The sequence below is a fragment of the Amycolatopsis sp. lyj-109 genome, assembly GCF_046548995.1.
Taxonomy (GTDB): Bacteria; Actinomycetota; Actinomycetes; order Mycobacteriales; family Pseudonocardiaceae; genus Amycolatopsis.
In genome coordinates, this window is record NZ_JAJPWR010000007.1 from 113,149 (window position 1) to 134,092 (window position 20,944).

Below are 20,944 nucleotides of genomic sequence, written 5' to 3' on the forward strand. Positions count from 1 at the left end.
CACCCGCGGCGGGGCGGGCCGGAACTGTCGGACCCCCGCTCTATAGTCGGGCGGGTGGCAGAGACCGACCTCGCACCCGCGTCCGACGCGCTGGACACCCTCCGGCGCGTGTTCGGCTACGACAGCTTCCGCGGCGACCAGGCGGCGATCGTCGAGCACGTGATCGCCGGCGGCGACGCGCTCGTCCTGATGCCGACCGGTGGCGGGAAGTCGTTGTGCTACCAGATTCCCGCGCTCGTGCGGTCCGGCGTGGGCGTGGTGGTCTCGCCCCTGATCGCGCTGATGCAGGACCAGGTCGACGCGCTGCGCAACGCCGGCGTCCGCGCCGGTTTCCTCAACTCCACCCAGGACTACGCGGCGCGCCACGAGGTGGAGACGGCGTTCCTGAACGGTGATCTCGACCTGCTCTACCTGGCCCCGGAACGGCTTTCGGTCGAATCCACCGTGCGGCTGCTCGACCGCGGCAAGATCTCGCTGTTCGCGATCGACGAGGCGCACTGCGTCGCCCAGTGGGGCCACGACTTCCGGCCCGACTACCTCCAGCTCTCCGCGCTGCACGAGCGGTGGCCGGACGTGCCGCGGATCGCGCTGACCGCCACCGCGACCGAAGCCACGCACAAGGAGATCGCGGCCCGGCTGAACCTCGACGAGGCCCGGCACTTCGTCGCGAGCTTCGACCGGCCGAACATCCAGTACCGGATCGTCGGCAAGAACTCGCCGCAGCGGCAGCTGCTGGAGCTCCTGCGCACCGAACACCAGGGTGACGCGGGGATCGTCTACTGCCTGTCCCGGAACTCGGTGGAGAAGACCGCGGAGTTCCTGGTGCAGAACGGGATTCCGGCGGTGCCCTACCACGCGGGGCTCGACGCGCGCACCCGCGCGAAGCACCAGTCGCGGTTCCTGCGCGAGGACGGGCTGATCGTCGTCGCGACGATCGCGTTCGGGATGGGCATCGACAAACCGGACGTCCGGTTCGTCGCGCACCTCGACCTGCCGAAGTCGGTCGAGGGCTACTACCAGGAAACCGGCCGCGCGGGCCGCGACGGCCTGCCGTCGACCGCCTGGCTCGCGTACGGGCTGCAGGACGTCGTCCAGCAGCGCAAGATGATCGACACGTCCGAGGGCGACGAAGCGCACCGGCGGCGGCTGGGCGCGCACCTGAACGCGATGCTCGCGCTGTGCGAGACGGTGGAATGCCGCCGCGTGCAGATCCTCAACTACTTCGGGCAGCCGGCCGGGCCCTGCGGCAACTGCGACACGTGCCTGAACCCGCCGGAGAAGTGGGACGGCACGATCCCGGCGCAGAAGCTGCTCTCGACAGTCGTACGGCTGCGCAACGAGCGGCGCCAGAAGTTCGGCGCCGGCCAGACCATCGACATCCTGCTCGGCAAGTCCACGCCGAAGGTGACGCAGTTCCAGCACGACACGCTCAAGACGTTCGGCATCGGCACCGAGCTGCGCGAGCCGGAATGGCGGGCGGTGGTGCGGCAGCTGCTCGCCCAAGGCCTGCTCGCGGTCGAAGGCGACTACGGCTCGCTCGTGCTCACCGAAACCAGCGCGGAGGTGCTGGGCGGCGATCGCCAGGTGCTGCTGCGCCGCGAACCCGAGCGGGCCGCCGCCGCGAAGGTCCGCAGCGCGCGGAAGACCACGGCCGCCGCGGTGGACATGCCGACGGAGGCGGCGCCGCTGTTCGAACGCCTGCGGGCCTGGCGGGCCGACGTCGCGAAGGAACAGGGCGTGCCCGCCTACGTCGTCTTCCACGACGCGACCCTGCGCCAGATCGCCACGCTACGGCCAGCGTCACTGGCGGATCTGGGCACGGTCAGCGGCGTCGGCGAAAACAAGCTCGCCAAGTACGGCGAGGGACTCCTGGAGGTCCTGACCGCCGAGTGACCTACCGGCCGGTGGCCGGCCCCGGGTGGCCCGGCTGCCCGGTCACCGAGTTGACCTTGCGGACCGCGCCGGCGATCTGCTGGTGGTACTTGCCCTTGGTCTTGTCGTCGACGAACTTGGCGGCCTTGCCGACGGCCTGGTTCACCTTTTCCGGGTTCTTCTTGGCGTAGGCGCGAGCCGCGCCGGCAGCGCCGGCCAGCATGGTCAGCTTCTTCATCAAAGGCACGGTGGCCCTCCCTCGTCGGTGGCGGTCATCCTGACAACGCGGACGGACCACCCGGAGGTTCCCCGTGTGACGAGGCCCAAAACCTGGGCCCGCCGCGGCCGGCCCGGAAATTGCCGCGCGGACCACCGTCGGGCGGTCCTAGGCTCAAGATCATGCGCGACCTGGCCGCCCTGCCGAAGGCCCACCTGCACGTCCACCTGGAGAGCACGATCCGCCCGGCCACGCTGCGTGAGCTCGGTGAGGCGAACGGCGTCGACGTCCCCGGCGAGCCTCCGGTGTTCGACGGCTTCCGCGCCTTCGCCGACTACAACGCGCTCATCCGGTCCTGCCTCCGGCGTCCCGAAGACTTCGAACGCATCGCGCGCGAGTACTGCGAGGACGAAGCCGCCCAAGGCACGCGGTACACCGAAGTCACCTTCACCGCGGCCTCCCACGGGGAACGGCTGGGCGATCCGGAAATGCCGCTGGCATCCGTCCTCGAAGGACTGTCGCAGAGCACGGACCTGGAGTGGCGGCTGGTGCTCGACCACTCCCGGCGCCGGTCGGTCGAGCGGGCCGGGCGCACCCTCGACCTCGCGCTGAAGTACGACGAAGTCTTCGCGATCGGCATGGCGGGCGAGGAAAGCCACTCGCTGCGTCCGTTCGCGGCGCTCTTCGAGAAGGCCCGCGCGGCCGGGATCCACCTGCTGCACCACACGGGCGAAGACGCCGGCCCGGACAGCATCCGCGAGGCACTGGACGTCGGCGGGACGGAACGGCTCGGCCACGGCATCCGCGTCCTCGACGACCCTGCGCTCGTCGCCGAGGTGCGGGACCGGGGTCTGGCCCTGGAGGTGTGCCCGTCGTCGAACGTGACGCTGGGGCTGGTGCCGTCGCTGCCCGAGCACCCGCTCCCCCGCCTGCTCGACGCGGGCCTGACGGTGACGCTCAACACCGACGTCCCGTCGGTCACCGGGGCCGCGCTGGCCGAGGAGTACACCCGCGTCCGCGACGCCTTCGGTTACGACGACGCCGCGATGGCGGACTTCGCCCGCGCGAGCGTCACGGCGTCCTTCGCGCCCGAAGCGACCAAGAAGGCCGTGCTGCGCGACATCGACGCCTGGCTCACTGTGCCGATCGTTACTAATCCGACCACAGTCACGGCCGAATGACTTCGTAGCAACGGTCACGTGCCGCGTGGGGGGTCGGCCTACTTTCGGCCGGATTAGTACACCGGCAGCAGGCGGGTGACCAGCGTGCCGAGCTGGTGCACCGTGCGGCACTCGTGCATCTCCACGACCTCGGCGTACTCGAGCGCCGCCGAGTCCCCCGTGGACCACAGCGACCGGCGCTCGGGGTTCAGCCAGTGGACGTGCCGGGCGCGGGCCTTGATCTCGCGGACCGCGCCGAGGTTGGGGTCGCCGCCGTTGGTGCGGGCGTCGCCGAGGATCAGCACCGACGTCCGCGGGCCGATCGCGTCCGGCCAGTTCTCGGTGAACTGGCGCAGGGAGCCGCCGTAGTCGCTGTGGCCGTCCCAGCGCACCAGCGCCGCTTCGGACAGCATGCGCGCGCCCAGGTGCTCGGGGTCGGCCGTGCCGGTGGTGACCAGGTGGGTGACCTCGTCGGCGCTGTCGACGAAGGCGAACACGCGGATCTTGCTGAACTGGTCGCGCAGGGCCTGCACCAGCAGCATGGTGAAGTTCGCGAAGCCGGCCACGGAACCGGAAAGATCGCACAGCAGCACGATTTCCGGCCGTCCGGGCCGCCGGTGACGGTAGGCGGGCCGCAGCGGCACGCCGCCGGTCGAGAGCGACCGGCGCAGCGTGCGGCGCAGGTCGATCTGGCCGCGCGTGGTCCTCTTGCGACGCGCGGCCAGGCGCGTCGCCAGCTTGCGGGACAGCGGCTGGATCGTGCGGCGCAGCTCGGCGAGCTGGTTGCGGCTGGCGATGAGGAAGTCGACCCGGTCGGCGGCGGGCGCGATGGCGTGCTTGGCGACGCGTTCGCGGCCGCGGACCTCGGCCGCGCGGCGGCGTGCTTCCGTGCGGATCTGCCCGCGGAAGCCCTCGACGCGGCGGCGGATCTCGGCGCGGTCGAGCCGGTCGGTGAACTCGCCGCGCGCGCCGCCGCCGCGGACCGCGGCCAGCACCCGCGCGATCAGCGTCTGCGGCTGGAGCCGTTCCAACGTCTGGTGGGCGGAGAAGCCGCCACCCGTGCCGGATGCCGAGCCGTACTGCCCCAGCATGTCGACGGCGAGGCCGGCGAGCTGCGACAGCGCCTGCCGGTCGCCGTCGGCGAGTGCGGCGGCCAGCTCCTCGCGCAGCTCTTCCAGCGTCGACGGCTGGTCTTCGCGGGCCCGCTCGGGCGCGCCGATCCCCGCCGGGAAGTAGAGGTCGAACGCGGCGTCGAAGACCGCGCGCTGCCCGCCCCGGCGGACCAGCGCCGCGGCCAGGCCCTCGCGGACGAGCGCACGGTCGTCGAAGCCGAGGACTTCCAGCGCCGCGGCGGCGTCGACCGTCTCCGCGGGTCCCGCCGGGATGCCCTGGGCCCGGAGCGCCTTGACGAACGCGGCGAGCCGCTCCGGCACGCCGCCGGTCACGACGCGTCCAGGACCTGTTCGAGCTGCAGGCCGGCGCCCGCCTTGGCGATGTCGTCCTGGTGCTTGAGCACGACGCCGAGGCTCTCCCGCACCACGCGCTCGTCCAGCGTGGCCGCCCCGAGCGCGAGCAGGGTGCGCGCCCAGTCGATGGTCTCCGCGACCGACGGCAGCTTGCGCAGGTCCATCGCGCGCAGCGCGGCGATCACCCGGACGACGGAATCGGCGAGGGCGGCGTCGATCCCGGGAACCTTGAGCCGGACGATCTCGCGTTCGAGGTCCTCGTCCGGGAAGTCGATGTGCAGGAACAGGCACCGGCGGCGCAGCGCCTCGGACAGTTCGCGCGTCGCGTTGGACGTCAGCACGGCGAACGGCGCGCGCGTGGCGGTGATCGTGCCGAGCTCCGGCACGGTGACCTGGAAGTCGCCAAGCACCTCCAGCAGCAGGCCCTCGACCTCCATGTCGGCCTTGTCGGTCTCGTCGATCAGCAGCACGGTCGGCTCGTCGGAGGAGATCGCCGTGAGCAGCGGGCGGCGCAGCAGGAACTCCTCGCCGAAGATGTCGGTGCGGGCGTCTTCCCACGTCTCGTCGCGGCCGGCGGTGATCCGCAGCAGCTGCTTCGCGTGGTTCCACTCGTACAGCGCGCGGGCCTCGTCGATGCCCTCGTAGCACTGCAGGCGCACCAGCCGCGAGCCGCTGACCTGGGCGACGGCCTTGGCGAGCTCGGTCTTGCCGACGCCGGCCGGGCCCTCGACCAGCAGCGGCTTCCCGAGCCGGTCGGCGAGGAACACGGTCGTCGCGACCGCCGTGGACGCCAGGTAGCCCGCCTCGGCCAGCCGGGTCGACACGTCGTCGACGGAGGTGAAGAATCCGGTGCCCACCACGTGCCTCCTAAGCGGTCGCTCACCCGGAGCGTACCCGAAGATCGGCCTAGCATCGGCCGCATGACCTACGTTGCCGCTTCCGGCCGATACGACTCGATCCCCTACCGGCGCTGCGGGCGGTCCGGGCTCAAGCTGCCCGCGATCTCGCTCGGGCTGTGGCACAACTTCGGCCACGACCGGCCCCTGGAGACCCAGCGCGCGATCACCCGCCGCGCCTTCGACCTGGGCATCACCCACTTCGACCTGGCCAACAACTACGGCCCGCCGTACGGCTCGGCGGAGGAGAACTTCGGGCGGCTGCTCGCCACCGACTTCAAGCCGTACCGCGACGAGCTGGTGATCTCCACCAAGGCCGGCTACGACATGTGGCCCGGCCCGTACGGCGAGTGGGGCTCCCGCAAGTACCTGCTGTCCTCCCTGGACCAGTCGCTCGGCCGGCTGGGCCTGGACTACGTCGACATCTTCTACTCGCACCGCTTCGACCCCGAGACGCCGCTGGAGGAGACCGTCGGGGCGCTCGACGCCGCCGTCCGCGCCGGGAAGGCGCTCTACGTCGGGATTTCGTCCTACAGCTCGGAGCGCACGGCCGAGGCCGCGCGGCTGCTGCGCGAGCTCGGCACGCCGCTGCTGATCCACCAGCCGTCGTACTCGATGCTCAACCGCTGGATCGAAGAGGACGGCCTCCTCGACACCCTCGAAGAAGCAGGTGCGGGCTGCATCGCGTTCTCACCGCTCGCGCAGGGCCTGCTGACCGACAAGTACCTGAAGGGCGTCCCGGCGGACTCGCGCGCGGCAGAGGGCAAGTCGCTCGACCCGGGCACCCTCGACGAGAACCGGCTCCGCCGGGTGCGTGCGCTGAACGACATCGCGGGCCGCCGCGGGCAGTCGCTGGCGCAGCTCGCGCTGGCCTGGGCCCTGCGCGACAGCCGGGTGACGTCGGTGCTGATCGGCGCGAGCAGCGTGCAGCAGCTGGAGGACAACGTCGGCGCGCTCGGCAACCTCGACTTCTCGTCCGAGGAGCTGACCGAGATCGACGGCCACGCGACCGACGCGGACATCAACCTCTGGAAGCGTTCGTCCGACTCCTGAGCCCGGCCCGCGGGGGCGCCCCCCGTTTTCCACGCTACCGGTCGGCACCGACAGTTTCGGCGGGGGCGCTTGCTCCCGCCGTTTCTCGACCGACGTTTGACCAAATTTCGTATTTGGTCATACAATGACCAGGTGCCTCCTGCCGAAGACCGGGCCGAACGAGCCGAGCGCATCCTCGACGCGGCCGCCGAGCTGCTCCTGCGGGCCGGCTACCGGCGCACGACCATCGAGGACGTCGCCGAGCGCGCCGACGTCGGCAAGGGCACCGTCTACCTGCACTGGAAGAACCGCGAGGAGCTGTTCCTCGCGGTTCTGCTCCGCGAATCCGTCCGGGCTCTCGAAGACCTCGTGGCGGCGATCGCGGCCGACCCCCTCGCCGTGCGGTTTTCGCGGCTGACCGAGCTCCAGTACGCCAACGTGCTCGGCCGTCCGCTGCTGCGGGCCGGGTACGCCGACGACACCGAAACGCTCGGCAAACTGCTGCCGAAGCTGCACGGCAAGCTCGACCCGCGGCACGGCGAAGCCTTCGTCGAGTACCTGGAGCTGCTGGCGGCGAACGACCTGCTGCGCACCGACCGGCCGGTCCGCGAACTCGTCGTCGCTTTCCAAGCCGTGCTGCACGGCTTCCTCGGCCGCACTCCCCCGCCCGCGCCGGCCCTGATCGCCGACGTCGTCGCGCACGCCTTCGAGCCGCTCGCCGTGTCGACGAGGCAGCTGCGTGCCGTGGCACCGCGGGCGCTGGCGCTGTTCACCGAAGCCGTCGCGCTCGACCGCAAACAGCTCGAACGCGCGTACTGACCCCTGGAGGACCCATGCGCACCGGAATCCTGATCGACGAACTCGGCGTCGGCTTCGACGCCATGACGGCACAAGCACGCGAAGCGGCGAAGCTCGGCTACGGCACGCTGTGGCTGGCGCAGCGCGGCGGCTGGGACGCGCTCACGGCACTCCCGGCGCTCGGCGCGGCCGCCCCCGGCCTCGAACTGGGCACCTGCGTCGTCCCGACGTACCCGCGGCACCCGATCACCATGGCCGCGCAGGCGCTGACGGTCCAGGCGTCGACCGGGGTGCCCGTCCACCTCGGCCTCGGGCTGAGCCACCGGTTCATCGTCGAAGGCGAGTTCGGATATTCGTACGACCGCCCGATCCGCCACCTGCGCGAGTACCTCCAGGCGCTGCACCCGTTGCTGCGCGGCGAAAAGGCCGATGTCCACGGCGAGACCCTGACGGCGGCGGGCGGGCTGAACACCCCGGGCGCCGAGCGGCCCGCGGTCCTGATCGGCTCGGTGAGCCCGCAGTCGACGCGGCTCGCGGGCGAGCTGGCCGACGGCGTGATCACGACCTGGGCGGGCCCGCGGGCGATCGGCGAGTTCGTGGTGCCGGCGTTGGGCCGTGCGTCCCGGGTGGTCTCCGGCCAGCTGATCTGCGTGACGTCCGAAGTGGACGAACGCAGGCGGCAGGTCGAGGAGATGTACGGCGGGGCGGCGAGCATCCCGGCGTACCGTGCGATCCTCGAGCGCGAAGGCCACGAGCGGGTGTCGGACAGCGTGCTCTTCGGCGACGAGGAAACCGTGCGGCGCCAAGTGAAATCTCTCGAGGACGCGGGCGCGACGGAGCTGCTGGTGATGCCGTTCGGCTCGGCGGCGGAGCAGGCCCGCACCCGCGAGCTGCTGGCGGCGTGAACCGCCTCCGGGCCGGCGATCCCCCGGCCGGCCGCGGGGGCGCCCCCCGATCTCCACGCTACCGGTGAGCACCGACAGTTTCGGCGCCTTGGGCTTCCGCCGACAGGTCCTGCCACTCGGCCCAGGTCGCGAGCCGGTCCGCGTAGGCCTGCTGGATCATCGGGTAGAAGCCGCGCCCGAAGAGGACCCGCAGGGGCGGGGTGGCGGAGTCGACGACCTTGAGCAGGGCCCGGGCAGCGGCGGCCGGGTCGCCGGCAGGCTGCTTGCCCGCCACCTCGGCGAGCCGGCGGCGGAGCCCGTCGTAGACCGGGCTGGTCTCGGCGACGTGGCCGTTGGCCAGGGGATCCGGGTTCTTGCCGTCGCGGGTGGCGAAGCCGCCCGGTTCGATGATCGTGACCTTGACTCCGAAATCGGCGACCTCCTTGGCCAGGGTTTCGTTCAGGGCCTCGATCGCCCACCTCGACGCCTGGTACGCCCCGCCGAGCGGCATCGCGATGATCCCCGCGGCCGACGACAGCTGGATGAAGTGGCCGGCGCGCTGGTCACGCAGGAAGGGCAGGGCGGCCTGGACGACCCACACCGGGCCGAACACGTTGGTCTCCAGCTGGGCGCGAAGTTCGGCCTCGGTCAGCTCCTCGATGGCGCCGATCTGCGCGTAGCCGGCGTTGTTCACGACGACGTCCAAGCGGCCGAAGTGCTCGGCGGCCCGCTTCACGCTCTCGAAGACGGCGGCCTTGTCGGTCACGTCCAGCTCCAGCGGGAGCACCGCGTCGCCGTAGGTGGCGACGAGTTCGCCAAAGCTCTCGGTGGACCGCGCGGTGGCGGCCACCCGGTCGCCTCGGCCGAGGGCGGCCTCGACGAAGCAACGGCCCAAGCCGCGCGACGAACCCGTGACGAACCAGACCTTGCTCATGGTGTTTCCCGTTCTGCTTGGGCATCCGATCGACCACAAGACACCGGGGGCCGGACGCCCGTGACAGCACATCGCCGTGACGCCGGTCACTCCCGAAGGGGCGGCAGTACGGGCCCGGCGTGCGCTGAAGGCCACTTTCCTCCCGTCACATGCAAGGAAGGTGCCCTTCAGCCCGGCCGGGCGGGGGTCAGCGCGGCGCCGGCAGGTGGGTCGCCTCCGGGAACAGGTTCAGCGCCCGCAGCGCCGCGCCCAGCTCCGCGATGTCCGCCGGGTCCGTCAGCGAGCGGCCCAGCTCCTCCGTGATCCGCTTCAGGCGGTGGCGGATCGTGTTGGGGTGGCAGAACATCCGCTCCGACGTCAGCTTCGTCGAACCCTGGCAGTCGAACCACGCGCGCAGCGTCAGCAGCAGCACGTTGCGGTCGTCGCCCGGGAGATCGAGGACCGGCTGGAGCACGTGGTGGGCCAGCTGCACGGACGCCTCCGGGGCGCTGGCCACCAGGCCGGCCAGCGGGGACTCGGTGAACTGCACCAGCCCCGGCGTCCCCGGCGTCATGCTCGACAGCGCCACCCGCGCCAAATGCAAAGCGCGGGCGGTGTTGCCGAGGCCGGTGAAGACCGGGCTCATCCCGACCCGGCCCACGGGGTGCTCCCGGACCAGGGCGACGGTCGCCGGAGCCGCGGCCGGGTTGCGCAGGGACACGACGCCCACCTGCAGGTCCGGGGTGAGCCGCCACGCCGACGCGTGCTGCGCCGAGCGCAACCGGGCCTCGATCTGCGGGAGCGGTTCGTGGCCCAGCCGCGGGGTTTCCGCCGCGACGACGACGAACGTGCCGTCCAGGGACAGGTCGAGCACGCGGGCGATGTCCCAGAGCGTCCCCTCGGTCGCGGCGCCGCCGGCGAACAGCGCCTCCACCAGGGCCGAGCGCCGGTTCTGGTGCGCCACCATGACTTCCGCCGTCGTGTCGCGATAGGCCGTCGTGAGCGCTTCGGCCAGGTCGTCGATGAGCGCCCAGATCGCCGTGGTCGCGGCGACCAGGCCGGCGAGGTCCTGCGCACCGGCGGTCAGCTCGACGAACCGGTGCCAGACCTCGGTGAGCCCGATCCGGTAGGCCCGCAGCAGCTCCGGCAGCGGCGCGCCCTGCACGGCCCGCGCCCGGCCGGTCGCGCGGGCCTGCGACAGGTCGGGGACGTCCGAGCCGCGCAGGGTCCGCATCACGTGTTCGAGGTTGGCGCGCACCGAGTTCCGGAGTTCGGTGTGCGAAACGAACCGCGCGTCGGCGTAGACCGGCATTTCGGCGCGGATCTGCCGCACGGTGCTCTCGACGAGTTCCGGCAGCTTCCGCTCGACCTCGGTGGCGAGGACGGCGACGCGCGGGGCGAGCCCGTCGGACAGAAGCGCCTGGTAGTGCATGGTGGCCTCCGGTCCCCGGCCTCTTCGTCGAGGTCCGAGACCGACATCCAACCCCAACGAGGCCACCACGTTCGGGTGAACTTGCTACAAGAACCGCGAATGCGGAGGTTCTTTTGTGGAACCTCCGCATTCGCGGGGAGGGCACTTTCACGTGAAAGTGCCCCCCGCTCAGGCCAGCTTGGCGGCCGCGCTCTTGATCGCCTCCCGGATCCGGAAGTAGGTGCCGCACCGGCAGACGTTCTGGATGGCGTCGATGTCCGCGTCCGTCGGGTTCTTCGTCTTCTTCAGCAGGGCTACCGCCGCCATGATCTGGCCGGGCTGGCAGTAGCCGCACTGGGCGACGTCCTGCTCCAGCCAGGCCTCCTGGACCGGGTGCAGCTCGTCGCCGTCGGCCAGCCCCTCGATCGTGGTGACCTCCCGCCCGGCGCACTCGGACACCGGCGTGACGCAGGGGTTGAACGCCTCGCCGTCGAGGTGGCTGGTGCAGGCCTTGCAGACGTTGATGCCGCAGCCGTACTTCGGGCCGCGGACCTTGAGCTTGTCGCGCAGCGCCCACAGCATCGGCAGGTCGGCGGGTGCGTCGACGGTGACGGTCTTCCCGTTCACCACGAAGGTGTAGTTGGGCACGGTGGCTCTCCTCAGCGCGGGAACGGGTCGAAGTCGACCGGGAAGGTGATCGGGAAGCTGCGGGGCTTGATCCCGGTCGCCCGGGCGTAGGCGTTGGCGATCGCGCCGACCGGCGCCGGCAGGCCCAGCTCGCCCGCGCCGCCGATGTCCGCGCCGGTGGCGGGCATGACGTGCACGGTGACGTCGGCCGGCGAGTTCTTCTGCCGCGCGTAGTGGAACTGCGAGTAGCTGCCTTCCAGCGGCAGGCCCCGGTCGATGTGCAGGCCCGCGGTGAGCGTCGTGGAAATCGCGTCGGTCAGGCCGCCGAGCATCTGCGCCTGGATGCCGCGCGGGTTCACCGGCTTGCCGACGTCGACCGCGATGGTCGCTTTCGTGACGCGCGGGTGCTTCGGGTCGCGCGCGTCCAGCTCGACCAGGCACGCGGTGTAGGACTTGTACTCGCCGTGCACGGCGATCCCCTGGGCGAACCCGGCCGGCATCTTCTTGCCCCACTCGCCGAGCTCGGCGACCTTGTCGAGCACCGCGCGCTGACGCTCCTCCTTGATGAACTCGCGGCGGAAAGCCACCGGGTCCTTGCCGAGCTTCTTCGCGATCTCGTCGACCATGATCTCTTCGGCGCCACGGGTGTTCGCCGAGTAGACCGACCGCCACGCCGAGGTGTGGAACTTCAGCGGGACCTCGTTGAGCAGCTGCGTGGTGACACCGAAGTTGTACGGCGACTTGACCGTCAGCAGGAACACCGTCTGCGCGAAGCTCAGGTTGCCGCCGACGGGCAGCTTCGCCGCGAACGCCGTGAGGATCTCGCCGAGCCCGTGGCTCCAGTCGGTCTCGACGCTCGCGACCCGGTGTTCGAACGTCAGCACCTGCCCGAGCGCGAAGGTCGCGCGGATCCGGTGGTAGCTCGCCGCGCGCGCCCGGCCGTGGCGCATGTCGTCGATCCGGCTCCACATCAGCCGGACGGGCTTCTTCATCGCCTTCGAGATGTGCGCCGCCTCCAGTGCCGCGTCGAAGAACAGCCGCCGTCCGAACGACCCGCCGCCCTGCTGGACGTGCACGGTGACCTTGTTCTCCGGCAGCCCCAGCTCCTGCGCGATGGTCTGCTTCGCCACGATCGGCGACTTCAGCCCGGCCCAGATGGTCGCGCTGTCCTCGCGGACGTCGGCCACCGCGGAGTTCGACTCCATCGGCGCGTGGCTGGCGAACGCGAAGTCGAACTCGCCGTCGACGTACTGGGTCAGCAGCGGCGGCACCACGAACGGCAGCGCGGCGGCCCGCAGCTTCTTCTTGATCGTCTCGTCGTTCTCGCCGTCGACCGTACCCGGACCCCAGGTGACGTCGAGGGCGTTCTTGCCGTCGAGGGCCTGGCCGAAGGTCTCGGCCATCACCGCGACGCCGGTCGGCACGACGGCGATGTCGATGATCCCCGGCATCGCCCGCACAGTGGCCTCGTTGTCGACCTTCTTCACGGTGCCGTTGATCGTCGGCGGCCGGCGCACCATCACCGGGTTCGCGCCGGGCACGTCGAGGTCGAGCGTGTAGACCTGCTTGCCGGTGACCATCGCGCGGGCGTCCTTGCGCGAGGTCGGCGTCCCGACGAGCGTGTGCGCCGACTCGGCTTTCGGCCGGATCGCGCCGACGCTCAGGCCGGAGCGGGCCGCGGGCCCGGCGAGGACGCCGTAGGAGGCGCTGCGCCCGTCGGGTGCCCACACCGCACCGTCGCGTGTGGACAGTCGCGACGCGTCGGTCCCCCACTGCGCCCCGGCCGCGGCGACCATCCGGGCGCGCGCGGTCGCCGCGGTGGCGCGGACCGGGTCGTAGAGCGAGCGCATCGTGTTGGACCCGCCGGTGAGCTGGTTGAACAGCAGCTCGGTGCGGGCGTCGGAGAGCACGACGTCGACCCGGTCGAGCGGCAGGTCCAGCTCTTCGGCGACGAGCATGGCGGTCGCCGTCGTGATGCCCTGGCCGACCTCGGCGCGCGGCAGCTGCAGCCGCGCCCGGCCGTCGGTGGTCAGCTCGAGCACGAGCATCCCGGCGGTCGGCGCGCACGACAGCGTCAGGACGTCACCGAGGTCGAGGATTTCCGCCGGCTGCGGCAAGGTCGGGATGACGGCCTCGGCGCGGGCCGGGGCGACCGCGTCGGCGGTGAGCTTCGTGGCGACGGTGAGCGTGGGCGCGGCGACGAGGTAGGTCAGGAAGCGGCGGCGGCCGACCTGCCCGGGCTCGGGTTGTTCGGTGGTGGGACTGGCCATCGGGGATCCCTTGCTGGGAGGTGGCGGGGTGCGCGCCACGCTAAGGAGCCCTCGGCCGATCGTCAACGCGGAGTAGTCGAGTTCGCGCATCTCTGTGACGAGATGACAGCGGAAGCCGCCGAATGTGTGCGCCGCCACAGCGCCGGACGGCGGAACCGGCTGAGTCAGCCGGCCCCGCGGGCGCGCCGGGCCTGGATCAGGTCCTCCCGGGCGCGGGCGACGCGGGAGCGGACGGTGCCGACCGGACAGCCGCAGACGTCGGCCGCCTCGGCGTAGGACAGCCCGAGCACCTGGGTCAGGACGAGCACCTCGCGCCGGTCCGGTTCCAGCCCGTCGAGCAGCAGCCGCAGTTCGACGAGGTCCTCGAAGCCGGCCGCGCGATCACGGGTGCGCTCGGCGGCGGCTTCCCAGTCGGTGTCGGCGATCCTGGGCCGCGCACCGGCGGCCCGGAGCTGGTCGACGACGACCCGGCGCGCGATGGACAGCAGCCACGTCCGCGAGGAGGAGCGCCCCGCGAAGCGGCGAAGGCTGCCGAAGGCGCGAAGGTAGGTCTCCTGGGTCAGATCGTCGGCCGCGGCGGTGTCCGTGAGGTGGGCGAGGAAGCGCCAGACGTCGGCCTGGGTGGCGCGGACCCACGCTTCGAGCGCACGACGGTCGCCCCGGCCCGCGGACAGAGCCAAGGCCGTGACGCGGTCGTCGTCCTCACGGTGGGTCATGATCCGGAAGATAGCAGTGACCGGGAACTTCGCGGATCCACCGTCCGACTACTGGACCATGAGGTGCGAGGAATGCCGTGAAGCTCTGTCGGCGCGATCGGACGGCGAAGCCGAGCCGGTTTCGCCCGACGAGCACCTGGCGTCGTGCCCGGAGTGCCGGGCGTGGTTCGCCGCCGCGGAACGGCTGCGGCGCACGATGCTGCTGCGCCCGGCCCCGCCGGTGCCGGACCTGACGGCGGCGATCCTCGAGCGCACCCCGGCACCGTCCGGCGAGCGCTGGGGATGGCGGCTCGCACTGGCGATGGTGGCGATCTCCCAGCTGGGACTGGCGTTCGCGCAACTGCTCGGCACGGCGGTCGGCCACGGCGACGTCCACAGCGCCATCCACAGCGCCATCCACAGCGGCATCCACCTCGGCCACGAGAGCGGCGCGTGGAACCTGGCGGTCGGGATCGGCCTCCTGACGGCGGTCCTGCGCCCGGCGACGGCGGGTGGCCAGCTGCCGCTGCTGACCGGCTTCGTCGGCGTGCTGCTGGCGCTGTCCGCGGGCGACCTGGCGGCGGGTCAGGTGACGCTGTCCCGTCTGGCGACGCACGTGCTCGTCGTGCTCGGGCTGGCCCTGCTGTACGCGGTGCACCGGGGTCACCGGGAGCGGGGCACGCCTCTCCCGGCGGCCACGGCCGACGGCGGCGCGGCGACATCGGGGTCCACTGTGGACACCCCGGCCGCGGGGCGCCCGCGTCCCCGCCCGTTCCGCCGCCAAGCCCACGGCCGCCACGCGGCCTGAGGTATAGGGCGTTATACGAGCTGGGGGCTTACGCGAATTTCGTCTTCGGGCGGTCCTGCCGCACGCCGTCCACGTAGACGTCGACCTTCTCGTCGAGGAACGCCACCAGCCCCGCGGCGCGGATGCTCTCGGGCAGCGGCGTCGGGTAACTCCAGGCGAGGTCTTCCTGACCGGCCACGTCGAAGTGCTCGGCGGCGCCCTTGTACGGGCAGTGCGTCACCACGTCGATCTTCGAGAGCAGGTCCATCCGGACGTCCACGCGGGGCAGGTAGTAGCGGGTCGGCAGGCCGGTTTCGAACAGCAGGTGCGGCCGCACCGAGTCCGCGACCGTGACGCCGCCGACCTCGATCCGGACGTGACGCGAACTCGGCAGGACGTCGACGCGGACGCCCGGGTCGCGCGGGTGCGTGAAGATCTGTTCGTCCTCTTCGAACCAGTCGAAGGCACCGAACTCGAAGCGGACGTGGCCGCGGAGCTCTTCGATCGGGGAATCCGGGTACTCCAGCGCGCCGTCCACCGCCTCGGCCGCGGCACCCTTTATCGTCGACAGAACAGCTTCTCCGCGGCTCGGCGAGTGCGCCGTGCGGCCGGAGGGGGTGAGAACACCGCTCACGACGTCCGCGCGCGGGATGTAGTACGTGGGGTAGTACGGAACTTCCCACACCAGGAGGGGGTGCACCGTGTCCGCGACGACCTGCCCGCCGAGGAACACCCGTACCCGCTTCGCGCCTTGTGCCACGCGGACCCGGCCGCGTCCCGGAGTGCTCATGCTCCGCTCAACGGGCCGCGAAGTGCGGGTATTCCGGCGGGCTCCGGGCCGGGACGGCTAGCGTGGCGGGGACGACGAGCACAACGACACCGAGCAGCACGAGAACGAGCAGCACGAAGACGACAGGAGGCGGGCACGGGTGGCCGGCGTAGGAATCCCCACGGTCGGTACCCCCGCCGGGATGCGCAAGATCAACCAGCGGGCGGTGCTCGACCTGCTGCGCCGCGGCGGGCCGGCGACCCGGCCGCAGGTCGCGAAGGACACCGGGCTTTCGAAGCCGACGGTCAGCCAGGCGCTGCTGGCGCTGGAGGCCGCCGGGCTGGCGCGCCCGACCGGGCAGACGTCCACCGGCACCGGGCGTTCGGCCGTGCTGTACGAGGCCGATCCCACCGCGGGGTACGTGCTGGGCGTCGACATCGGCCGCGAGCACCTGCGGGTCGCGGTGTCGGACCTCGGCCGCACGCTGGTGGCGCGGCGCGACGAGCGCAACACGGCACGCTCCGGCGCGGCACTGGTGACGGCGGTCGGGAAGATCGCGGCGGCGGCGGTCGCGGAGGCCGGGCTGTCGGCGGGCGACATCGTTGTCCGCGTGGTCGGCTCCCCCGGCGTCGCCGATCCGGAGAAGCGGTGCTTCCGGCACGCGCCGAACCTGCCGGGCTGGGGCCGCGCGGGGCTGATCGACGACCTCGAAGCGGCGCTGGGCCCGGACCTGATGGTGGAGAACGACGCGAACCTCACCGCCGTCGGCGAGTGGGAGAGCGGGGCCGCCCGCGGCGCGTCGGTGTTCGGCTGCATCACGATCGGCACCGGCGTCGGCATGGGCCTGATGGTCGACGGCCGGGTGTTCCGCGGCGCGACCGGCGCGGCGGGCGAGATCGGCTACCTGCCGTACGGCCGCACCCGCGCGGCCGACGAGCCCGGCACCCCGCCCGCGCGCGGCCACCTCGAAGAGGCGACGGCGGCCCAGTCGGTCGTCCAGGGCGCCCGCGAACTCGGGCTGGGCACGGCGAAATCGGCCCGCGAGGTGTTCCGGCTGGCCCGCGAAGGCGACGAGCTGGCCCGGCAGGCACTGGCGGCGGAAGCGGACCGCCTGGCGTACACGGTGGCCTCGGTGGCGGCGGTGATCGACCCGGAGCTGATCGTCCTGGGCGGCGGCATGGGCACGGCGGCGGACCTGCTGCTGGAGCCGATCGACCGCGCCCTGCGCGCGTTCACGCCGCTGGTGCCGAAGGTGGTCCAGGGCGAGCTGGGCGAGGACGCGGTGCTGACCGGCGCGATCAGCGTGGGTCTGCGGGCGGCCGAAGGCCTGGTGTTCGACCACCGCGTCGGCGCCGCCTGAGTCGCCGCGTCACCGAAGAAGTAACAACAAGCTGACTAAATGCCACTGAAGACTGGATTGCGTCCATGAGTTAGTACTGAGTACAGTACTAACTCATGGACGACGAGACGGTGCAGGCGGTTCGCCGGAGCGTGCTCCGGCTCGCGCGGCGATTGCGCGGCAGCCGTTCCGCTGGGGCCTTGAGCCCCGCCAAGGTGGGCGTGCTGGGTTATCTCTCGCGGCACGGTGCGAGCAGCCCGGGCGAGATCGCCGCGGCCGACGCGCAGCGGCCGCAAGCTCTGACGAAGGTGTTCACCGAGCTGGAGGCCGACGGGCTGATCAGCCGGTCGCCCAACGAAGACGACGGGCGCAGCGTCGTCCTCGGCCTCACCGGGCCGGGGGCGGCCGCCCTGGAAGCCGACATGCGCGAACGCGACGAGTGGCTGGCCGCCGCGTTCGGCGCATTGGGCGAGACCGAGCGCGGGGTCCTCCGGCTGGCCGCTCCCCTGCTCGAGCGCCTCGCCGACCAGCCCGCCGCGAAGGAGAACCCATGACCGGCGCCGACGCCTTCCCGCTGCCCCGCGCCTGCCCGTACACGCCGCCGCCCCGGCTGGCCGAGCTGCAACGCGACGCCCCGATCACCCGCGTCCGGATCTGGGACGGGAGCACGCCGTGGCTGCTCACCCGGTACGCGGACGTCCGCACGGTGCTCGCCGATCGCCGGTTCAGCGTCGACCCCACCCGGCCCGGCTACCCCGCACGCGGCCCGGCGAGCCGGGGCCGGCGGACCGGACGCGGCTCGTTCATCTCCATGGACGGCCCGGAGCACACCCGGTTGCGGCGGATGCTCATCGGCGAATTCACCGTGCGCCGCGTCGAGGCGCTGCGGCCGGCGATCGAACGCACCGCCGCCGGCCTGCTGGACGAGCTGACCGCCGGGCCTCAGCCGGCCGACCTGGTCGCCCGGTACGCACTGCCGCTGCCGTCCATCGTCATCAGTGAACTGCTCGGCGTGCCCTACGAAGACCACGCCTTCTTCGAAGACCGCGCCCGCGCAATGCTGGACGACTCCGCCGGCGGCGAGGACAACCGGGCCGCCACCGCGGAACTCGCCCGCTACCTCGGCACCCTGCTGCACCGGCGAAGCGCGCACCCCACCGACGATCTGCTGGGCCGGCTGAGCGCCGGGCAGGTCGCCACCGGTGCGCTCTCGCGGGCCGACGCCGTGGCCACGGCGATCCTGCTGCTGGTCGCCGGCCACGAAACCACCGCCAACCAGATCGCGCTCTCCACCGCGTTCCTGCTCGACAACCCCGAGCACGCCGAGGTCTTCCGGCGCGATGCCCCGGCGACCGCGGTCGACGAACTGCTGCGGCTGCTCACGATCACCCACCTCGGGCGCCGCCGCGTCGCGACCGCCGACGTGGAACTCGGCGGCGTCACCATCCGCTCCGGCGAGGGTGTCATCGCCGCCGCCGACATCGCCAATCGCGACCCCGGCGAGTTCGCCGACCCCGACCGGGTGGACCTCGGCCGCAGCCCCAACCACCACCTCGCCTTCGGGCACGGCGAACACCTGTGCCTCGGCCACCACCTCGCCCGCCTCGAACTCCGCGTCGCCCTTCCCGCGCTGCTGCGACGCCTGCCCCGGCTCCGGCTCGCCGTCCCCACGGGCGAACTGCCGTTCCGGCACGCCCACCCGATCTACGGGATCGACCGGCTGCCGGTCACCTGGGACTGAGCCCTATGCGGCCCGCCAGGACTCGCCGCCGGCCGAGAGCCGCCACGGTGTCAGGCGCAGCACCGTGATCTTCGGGTCGCGGTGGTCTTCGCCGCCGAGGATCTTCGGGTCGTAGCCCAGCGGCTCCGGCGTCGACGCGAACAGGTCCCACAGTTCCTTTCGCGTCCGCTCGTCGTCCTCGAACTCCGCGCGGCACTCCGCCACCGCCACCTCGTGCTGCGGGTCCCAGTACGAGCACGACACGTACGGCGATGCCGCCAGGTGCGCGAGTTTGAGCGGCGTCGGCCGGGTGAACAGGCGGCCGACCAAGCCGTCCGGGGTGTGCTCCCAGATCGGGTGGACTACGCGGGACCGCGGACGGCCCCGCCGGTCGACCGTCACCAGCGTGCACCAGACGATCCGGTGCGCCACGCGCACGAACGCTTCGGCCAGTCCGGCCGGCAGTCTGCTAGATTCCACAACCATGGTTGTGCATCCTAGCAGTCTCGACCTGTCGCTGGCAGCTCTCTTCGCGGGCTGGGCGATGACCGACGAGGTCCAGCGACGGCTCGCGACCCAGGGCTTCGGCGACCTGCGGTTCAACGACGGCGTCGTGATCCAGCACGTCCTGGCCGCGCCGCTGTCCATCACCGCGCTGGCCGAACGGATGGGCGTGACCCAGCAAGCGGCGTCGAAGGCGGTCGCGGATCTCGAACGCCGGGGACTACTGCGCCGCGAGCCGGATCCGGCGGACGCACGGACGAAGCTGCTGCACCTGACCGAGCACGCGCTGGCCGCCGTCGAAGCGACGAGGGCGCTGCGGCGGGAACTTCAGGAAGAACTGGTCGCGGAGTACGGCGTCGAACGCGTCGAGGACGCGCGTGCTTTTCTGACAGCGGTCATCGGCCGCTACGGCGGCGACGACGCGGTCCGCGCCCGGCGGGTCCGGCCCCCGCGCTGATTACCTCCGGCGTAATCGACGCCGCCACCCGGAAGGCCGACGATGGGCGGCATGAGCGAAGCCGCGAAGAACCGCATGATCGTCGTCGACTGCCTCGAAAACCTGTTCGTACACCAGGACTTCGACGCCGCGAAGGCCGCGCTGCACCCCGATTTCGTTACCCACAGCCCCGGACTGCCCTCCGGTCGCGAGGCGTTCACCGACGCCGTGAAGAACTCGCCGCTGGCCGGCGCGACCGCGGTGATCGAGCACGTCGTCGCGGAGGACGACCTCGTCGTCGCGCACCTGCACGTGGCCGGGATGGCCGTCGTCGACATCCTGCGCGTCGAGGACGGCCTGCTCGTCGAGCACTGGGACGTCAAACAGCCGATCTAGTGTCGCGCGTCCGAGGTCCGTTGACGCCGGCGCCGCGGCTTGTCGTGAGTGGTATTTAGGGTTCTAACCCTAAATACCACTCACGACAAGCCGCGGCAGACCACCCGGCTACCGCATCCGACGACTTCGCCAACAGCACCATGTGACGCACCCAATGCCACTGGGCGCATGGCGGGAGGGCACGGGCCGAGCCTCAGCGGGACCCGTCGCGCTGCTCGACCACCAGCCGCTGGTGCCGGGCCGCGCGCACCCGGTCGCCGCAGGTCGTCGAGCACCAGCGGCGGCGGGCGTGCTCGCGGACGTAGTACCGGATGCAGCCGTGGGCCTCGCACGGGCGCACCAGCGGCCCCAGCTCCCCGCTCACCACCTCGATCGCGTCCCGCGCCAAGGCCGCCACGGCCTCGTCGAGGCTGCCCGGCCGGGCGCTCCGCCACTCGCGCACCGGCCCGTCACGCCAGGCCAGGGAAAGCGTCGCCGCGTCCGCGCGGGCCGCCGCGTTCACCGTCTCCAGCGCCGCCGCGTCCGGTGCCCGGTTCTCCGCCGTCGCCGCCAGCAGCTCGCGGACCGCCGTGCGCAGGTCCGTCAGGCGGCTCAGTTCCTCCGCGCCGAGGGCGGCCGCCGCCGGCCCGTGCTCGCGCAGCCAGGCCGCGGCCGTGCCGGGTGCGGCCAGGTCGTCCGCCGTCAGACGGCGGGTGTTGACCAGTGCCAATGCGGGCGAGCGGTCCTCGCCGGGTGCCGCCGTGACCATGTTC

Annotated in this window: 22 protein-coding genes; 11 read left to right on the forward strand and 11 right to left on the reverse strand. The window is 72.0% G+C overall.

The window, feature by feature from the left end; all coding sequences use genetic code 11:
• Positions 1-54 precede the first annotated feature (54 nt).
• Complete coding sequence (recQ, locus tag ACLJQF_RS17425) at positions 55-1,893, forward strand: DNA helicase RecQ (RefSeq protein ID WP_410609882.1); 1,839 nt, start codon at positions 55-57, stop codon at positions 1,891-1,893.
• A 1-nt stretch (position 1,894) separates the two neighbouring features.
• Here the strand turns inward: recQ and ACLJQF_RS17430 are convergent, their stop codons facing one another.
• Positions 1,895-2,119 (reverse strand): antitoxin, encoded by a 225-nt coding sequence (locus ACLJQF_RS17430; protein ID WP_360177090.1) that lies wholly within the window; start codon positions 2,117-2,119, stop codon positions 1,895-1,897.
• A gap of 152 nt (positions 2,120-2,271) precedes the next feature.
• On the opposite strand from ACLJQF_RS17430, the gene add reads away from it, so the two are divergent.
• Positions 2,272-3,270, forward strand: a complete 999-nt coding sequence (gene add / locus ACLJQF_RS17435; RefSeq protein WP_410609884.1) for an adenosine deaminase — start codon at positions 2,272-2,274, stop codon at positions 3,268-3,270.
• Between the two features lie 53 nt (positions 3,271-3,323).
• Here add and ACLJQF_RS17440 read toward each other — a convergent pair whose 3' ends face one another.
• A complete protein-coding gene (locus ACLJQF_RS17440) occupies positions 3,324-4,694 on the reverse strand; it encodes a vWA domain-containing protein (protein ID WP_410609885.1) in 1,371 nt (456 codons plus the stop codon).
• On the reverse strand, positions 4,691-5,572 hold the full coding sequence (locus ACLJQF_RS17445; protein ID WP_410609887.1) for an AAA family ATPase: 882 nt from the start codon (positions 5,570-5,572) through the stop codon (positions 4,691-4,693). Before ACLJQF_RS17445 ends, ACLJQF_RS17440 begins: the two co-directional genes overlap by 4 nt.
• Positions 5,573-5,635: 63 nt before the next feature.
• On the opposite strand from ACLJQF_RS17445, the gene mgrA reads away from it, so the two are divergent.
• From mgrA to ACLJQF_RS17460, 3 genes are all read left to right on the forward strand, one after another.
• Entirely contained in the window at positions 5,636-6,664 is a 1,029-nt protein-coding gene (mgrA, locus tag ACLJQF_RS17450; RefSeq protein WP_410609889.1) for an L-glyceraldehyde 3-phosphate reductase, read from the forward strand.
• Between the two features lie 132 nt (positions 6,665-6,796).
• Positions 6,797-7,462: a TetR/AcrR family transcriptional regulator gene (locus ACLJQF_RS17455; protein ID WP_410609891.1), complete on the forward strand. Its 666-nt coding sequence runs from the start codon at positions 6,797-6,799 to the stop codon at positions 7,460-7,462.
• 14 nt (positions 7,463-7,476) lie between these two features.
• Positions 7,477-8,346, forward strand: coding sequence for a TIGR03564 family F420-dependent LLM class oxidoreductase (locus ACLJQF_RS17460; protein ID WP_410609893.1), 870 nt, complete (start codon positions 7,477-7,479; stop codon positions 8,344-8,346).
• Positions 8,347-8,404: 58 nt separating this feature from the next.
• Here the strand turns inward: ACLJQF_RS17460 and ACLJQF_RS17465 are convergent, their stop codons facing one another.
• From ACLJQF_RS17465 to sigC, 5 genes are all read right to left on the reverse strand, one after another.
• On the reverse strand, positions 8,405-9,259 hold the full coding sequence (locus ACLJQF_RS17465; protein ID WP_410609895.1) for an SDR family NAD(P)-dependent oxidoreductase: 855 nt from the start codon (positions 9,257-9,259) through the stop codon (positions 8,405-8,407).
• Between the two features lie 187 nt (positions 9,260-9,446).
• Positions 9,447-10,670 carry a PucR family transcriptional regulator gene (locus tag ACLJQF_RS17470; RefSeq protein WP_410609897.1) on the reverse strand — a complete coding sequence of 408 codons (1,224 nt, stop codon included), beginning with the start codon at positions 10,668-10,670 and terminating at the stop codon, positions 9,447-9,449.
• A gap of 168 nt (positions 10,671-10,838) precedes the next feature.
• Positions 10,839-11,297 (reverse strand): (2Fe-2S)-binding protein, encoded by a 459-nt coding sequence (locus ACLJQF_RS17475; RefSeq protein WP_013224858.1) that lies wholly within the window; start codon positions 11,295-11,297, stop codon positions 10,839-10,841.
• Between the two features lie 11 nt (positions 11,298-11,308).
• Positions 11,309-13,546, reverse strand: a complete 2,238-nt coding sequence (locus tag ACLJQF_RS17480) for a molybdopterin cofactor-binding domain-containing protein (RefSeq protein WP_410609899.1) — start codon at positions 13,544-13,546, stop codon at positions 11,309-11,311.
• Between the two features lie 164 nt (positions 13,547-13,710).
• Positions 13,711-14,262 (reverse strand): RNA polymerase sigma factor SigC, encoded by a 552-nt coding sequence (gene sigC / locus ACLJQF_RS17485; protein ID WP_410609901.1) that lies wholly within the window; start codon positions 14,260-14,262, stop codon positions 13,711-13,713.
• On the opposite strand from sigC, the gene ACLJQF_RS17490 reads away from it, so the two are divergent.
• A complete protein-coding gene (locus tag ACLJQF_RS17490; RefSeq protein WP_410609903.1) occupies positions 14,261-15,049 on the forward strand; it encodes a hypothetical protein in 789 nt (262 codons plus the stop codon). The genes sigC and ACLJQF_RS17490 overlap by 2 nt on opposite strands.
• Before the next feature lie 28 nt (positions 15,050-15,077).
• Here ACLJQF_RS17490 and ACLJQF_RS17495 read toward each other — a convergent pair whose 3' ends face one another.
• Positions 15,078-15,818: a DUF427 domain-containing protein gene (locus ACLJQF_RS17495; RefSeq protein WP_410609904.1), complete on the reverse strand. Its 741-nt coding sequence runs from the start codon at positions 15,816-15,818 to the stop codon at positions 15,078-15,080.
• 181 nt (positions 15,819-15,999) lie between these two features.
• On the opposite strand from ACLJQF_RS17495, the gene ACLJQF_RS17500 reads away from it, so the two are divergent.
• The 3 genes from ACLJQF_RS17500 (at position 16,000) to ACLJQF_RS17510 (ending at position 18,877) form a co-directional block, all read left to right on the forward strand.
• The gene (locus tag ACLJQF_RS17500; protein ID WP_410610334.1) at positions 16,000-17,157 is read left to right on the forward strand and encodes an ROK family protein; all 1,158 of its coding nucleotides are present in this window, start codon (positions 16,000-16,002) and stop codon (positions 17,155-17,157) included.
• 95 nt (positions 17,158-17,252) lie between these two features.
• Positions 17,253-17,690, forward strand: coding sequence for a MarR family winged helix-turn-helix transcriptional regulator (locus ACLJQF_RS17505; RefSeq protein WP_410609906.1), 438 nt, complete (start codon positions 17,253-17,255; stop codon positions 17,688-17,690).
• Positions 17,687-18,877 carry a cytochrome P450 gene (locus tag ACLJQF_RS17510; RefSeq protein WP_410609907.1) on the forward strand — a complete coding sequence of 397 codons (1,191 nt, stop codon included), beginning with the start codon at positions 17,687-17,689 and terminating at the stop codon, positions 18,875-18,877. The genes ACLJQF_RS17505 and ACLJQF_RS17510 overlap by 4 nt, the downstream gene beginning before the upstream one ends.
• A 3-nt stretch (positions 18,878-18,880) precedes the next feature.
• Here ACLJQF_RS17510 and ACLJQF_RS17515 read toward each other — a convergent pair whose 3' ends face one another.
• Complete coding sequence (locus ACLJQF_RS17515; protein WP_410609908.1) at positions 18,881-19,342, reverse strand: pyridoxamine 5'-phosphate oxidase family protein; 462 nt, start codon at positions 19,340-19,342, stop codon at positions 18,881-18,883.
• Between ACLJQF_RS17515 and ACLJQF_RS17520 the strand changes: the two genes are divergently transcribed.
• Complete coding sequence (locus tag ACLJQF_RS17520) at positions 19,341-19,817, forward strand: MarR family winged helix-turn-helix transcriptional regulator (protein WP_410609910.1); 477 nt, start codon at positions 19,341-19,343, stop codon at positions 19,815-19,817. The two genes, ACLJQF_RS17515 and ACLJQF_RS17520, sit on opposite strands and share 2 nt — an antisense overlap.
• 51 nt (positions 19,818-19,868) lie before the next feature.
• On the forward strand, positions 19,869-20,192 hold the full coding sequence (locus tag ACLJQF_RS17525; protein ID WP_410609912.1) for a nuclear transport factor 2 family protein: 324 nt from the start codon (positions 19,869-19,871) through the stop codon (positions 20,190-20,192).
• A gap of 193 nt (positions 20,193-20,385) precedes the next feature.
• Here the strand turns inward: ACLJQF_RS17525 and ACLJQF_RS17530 are convergent, their stop codons facing one another.
• Positions 20,386-20,940, reverse strand: coding sequence for a CGNR zinc finger domain-containing protein (locus tag ACLJQF_RS17530; protein WP_410609913.1), 555 nt, complete (start codon positions 20,938-20,940; stop codon positions 20,386-20,388).
• Positions 20,941-20,944 lie beyond the last annotated feature (4 nt).

Bases quoted from the DNA above. Each gene is read 5' to 3' on its own strand.
- add (WP_410609884.1), top strand. From the start codon at position 2,272: ATGCGCGACCTGGCCGCCCTGCCGAAGGCCCACCTGCACGTCCACCTG.
- mgrA (WP_410609889.1), top strand. From the start codon at position 5,636: ATGACCTACGTTGCCGCTTCCGGCCGATACGACTCGATCCCCTACCGG.
- ACLJQF_RS17460 (WP_410609893.1), top strand. From the start codon at position 7,477: ATGCGCACCGGAATCCTGATCGACGAACTCGGCGTCGGCTTCGACGCC.
- ACLJQF_RS17465 (WP_410609895.1), bottom strand. From the start codon at position 9,259: ATGAGCAAGGTCTGGTTCGTCACGGGTTCGTCGCGCGGCTTGGGCCGT.
- ACLJQF_RS17470 (WP_410609897.1), bottom strand. From the start codon at position 10,670: ATGCACTACCAGGCGCTTCTGTCCGACGGGCTCGCCCCGCGCGTCGCC.
- ACLJQF_RS17480 (WP_410609899.1), bottom strand. From the start codon at position 13,546: ATGGCCAGTCCCACCACCGAACAACCCGAGCCCGGGCAGGTCGGCCGC.
- ACLJQF_RS17490 (WP_410609903.1), top strand. From the start codon at position 14,261: ATGATCCGGAAGATAGCAGTGACCGGGAACTTCGCGGATCCACCGTCC.
- sigC (WP_410609901.1), bottom strand. From the start codon at position 14,262: ATGACCCACCGTGAGGACGACGACCGCGTCACGGCCTTGGCTCTGTCC.
- ACLJQF_RS17495 (WP_410609904.1), bottom strand. From the start codon at position 15,818: ATGAGCACTCCGGGACGCGGCCGGGTCCGCGTGGCACAAGGCGCGAAG.
- ACLJQF_RS17500 (WP_410610334.1), top strand. From the start codon at position 16,000: ATGCGCAAGATCAACCAGCGGGCGGTGCTCGACCTGCTGCGCCGCGGC.
- ACLJQF_RS17505 (WP_410609906.1), top strand. From the start codon at position 17,253: ATGGACGACGAGACGGTGCAGGCGGTTCGCCGGAGCGTGCTCCGGCTC.
- ACLJQF_RS17510 (WP_410609907.1), top strand. From the start codon at position 17,687: ATGACCGGCGCCGACGCCTTCCCGCTGCCCCGCGCCTGCCCGTACACG.
- ACLJQF_RS17520 (WP_410609910.1), top strand. From the start codon at position 19,341: ATGGTTGTGCATCCTAGCAGTCTCGACCTGTCGCTGGCAGCTCTCTTC.
- ACLJQF_RS17515 (WP_410609908.1), bottom strand. From the start codon at position 19,342: ATGGTTGTGGAATCTAGCAGACTGCCGGCCGGACTGGCCGAAGCGTTC.
- ACLJQF_RS17525 (WP_410609912.1), top strand. From the start codon at position 19,869: ATGAGCGAAGCCGCGAAGAACCGCATGATCGTCGTCGACTGCCTCGAA.
- ACLJQF_RS17530 (WP_410609913.1), bottom strand. From the start codon at position 20,940: ATGGTCACGGCGGCACCCGGCGAGGACCGCTCGCCCGCATTGGCACTG.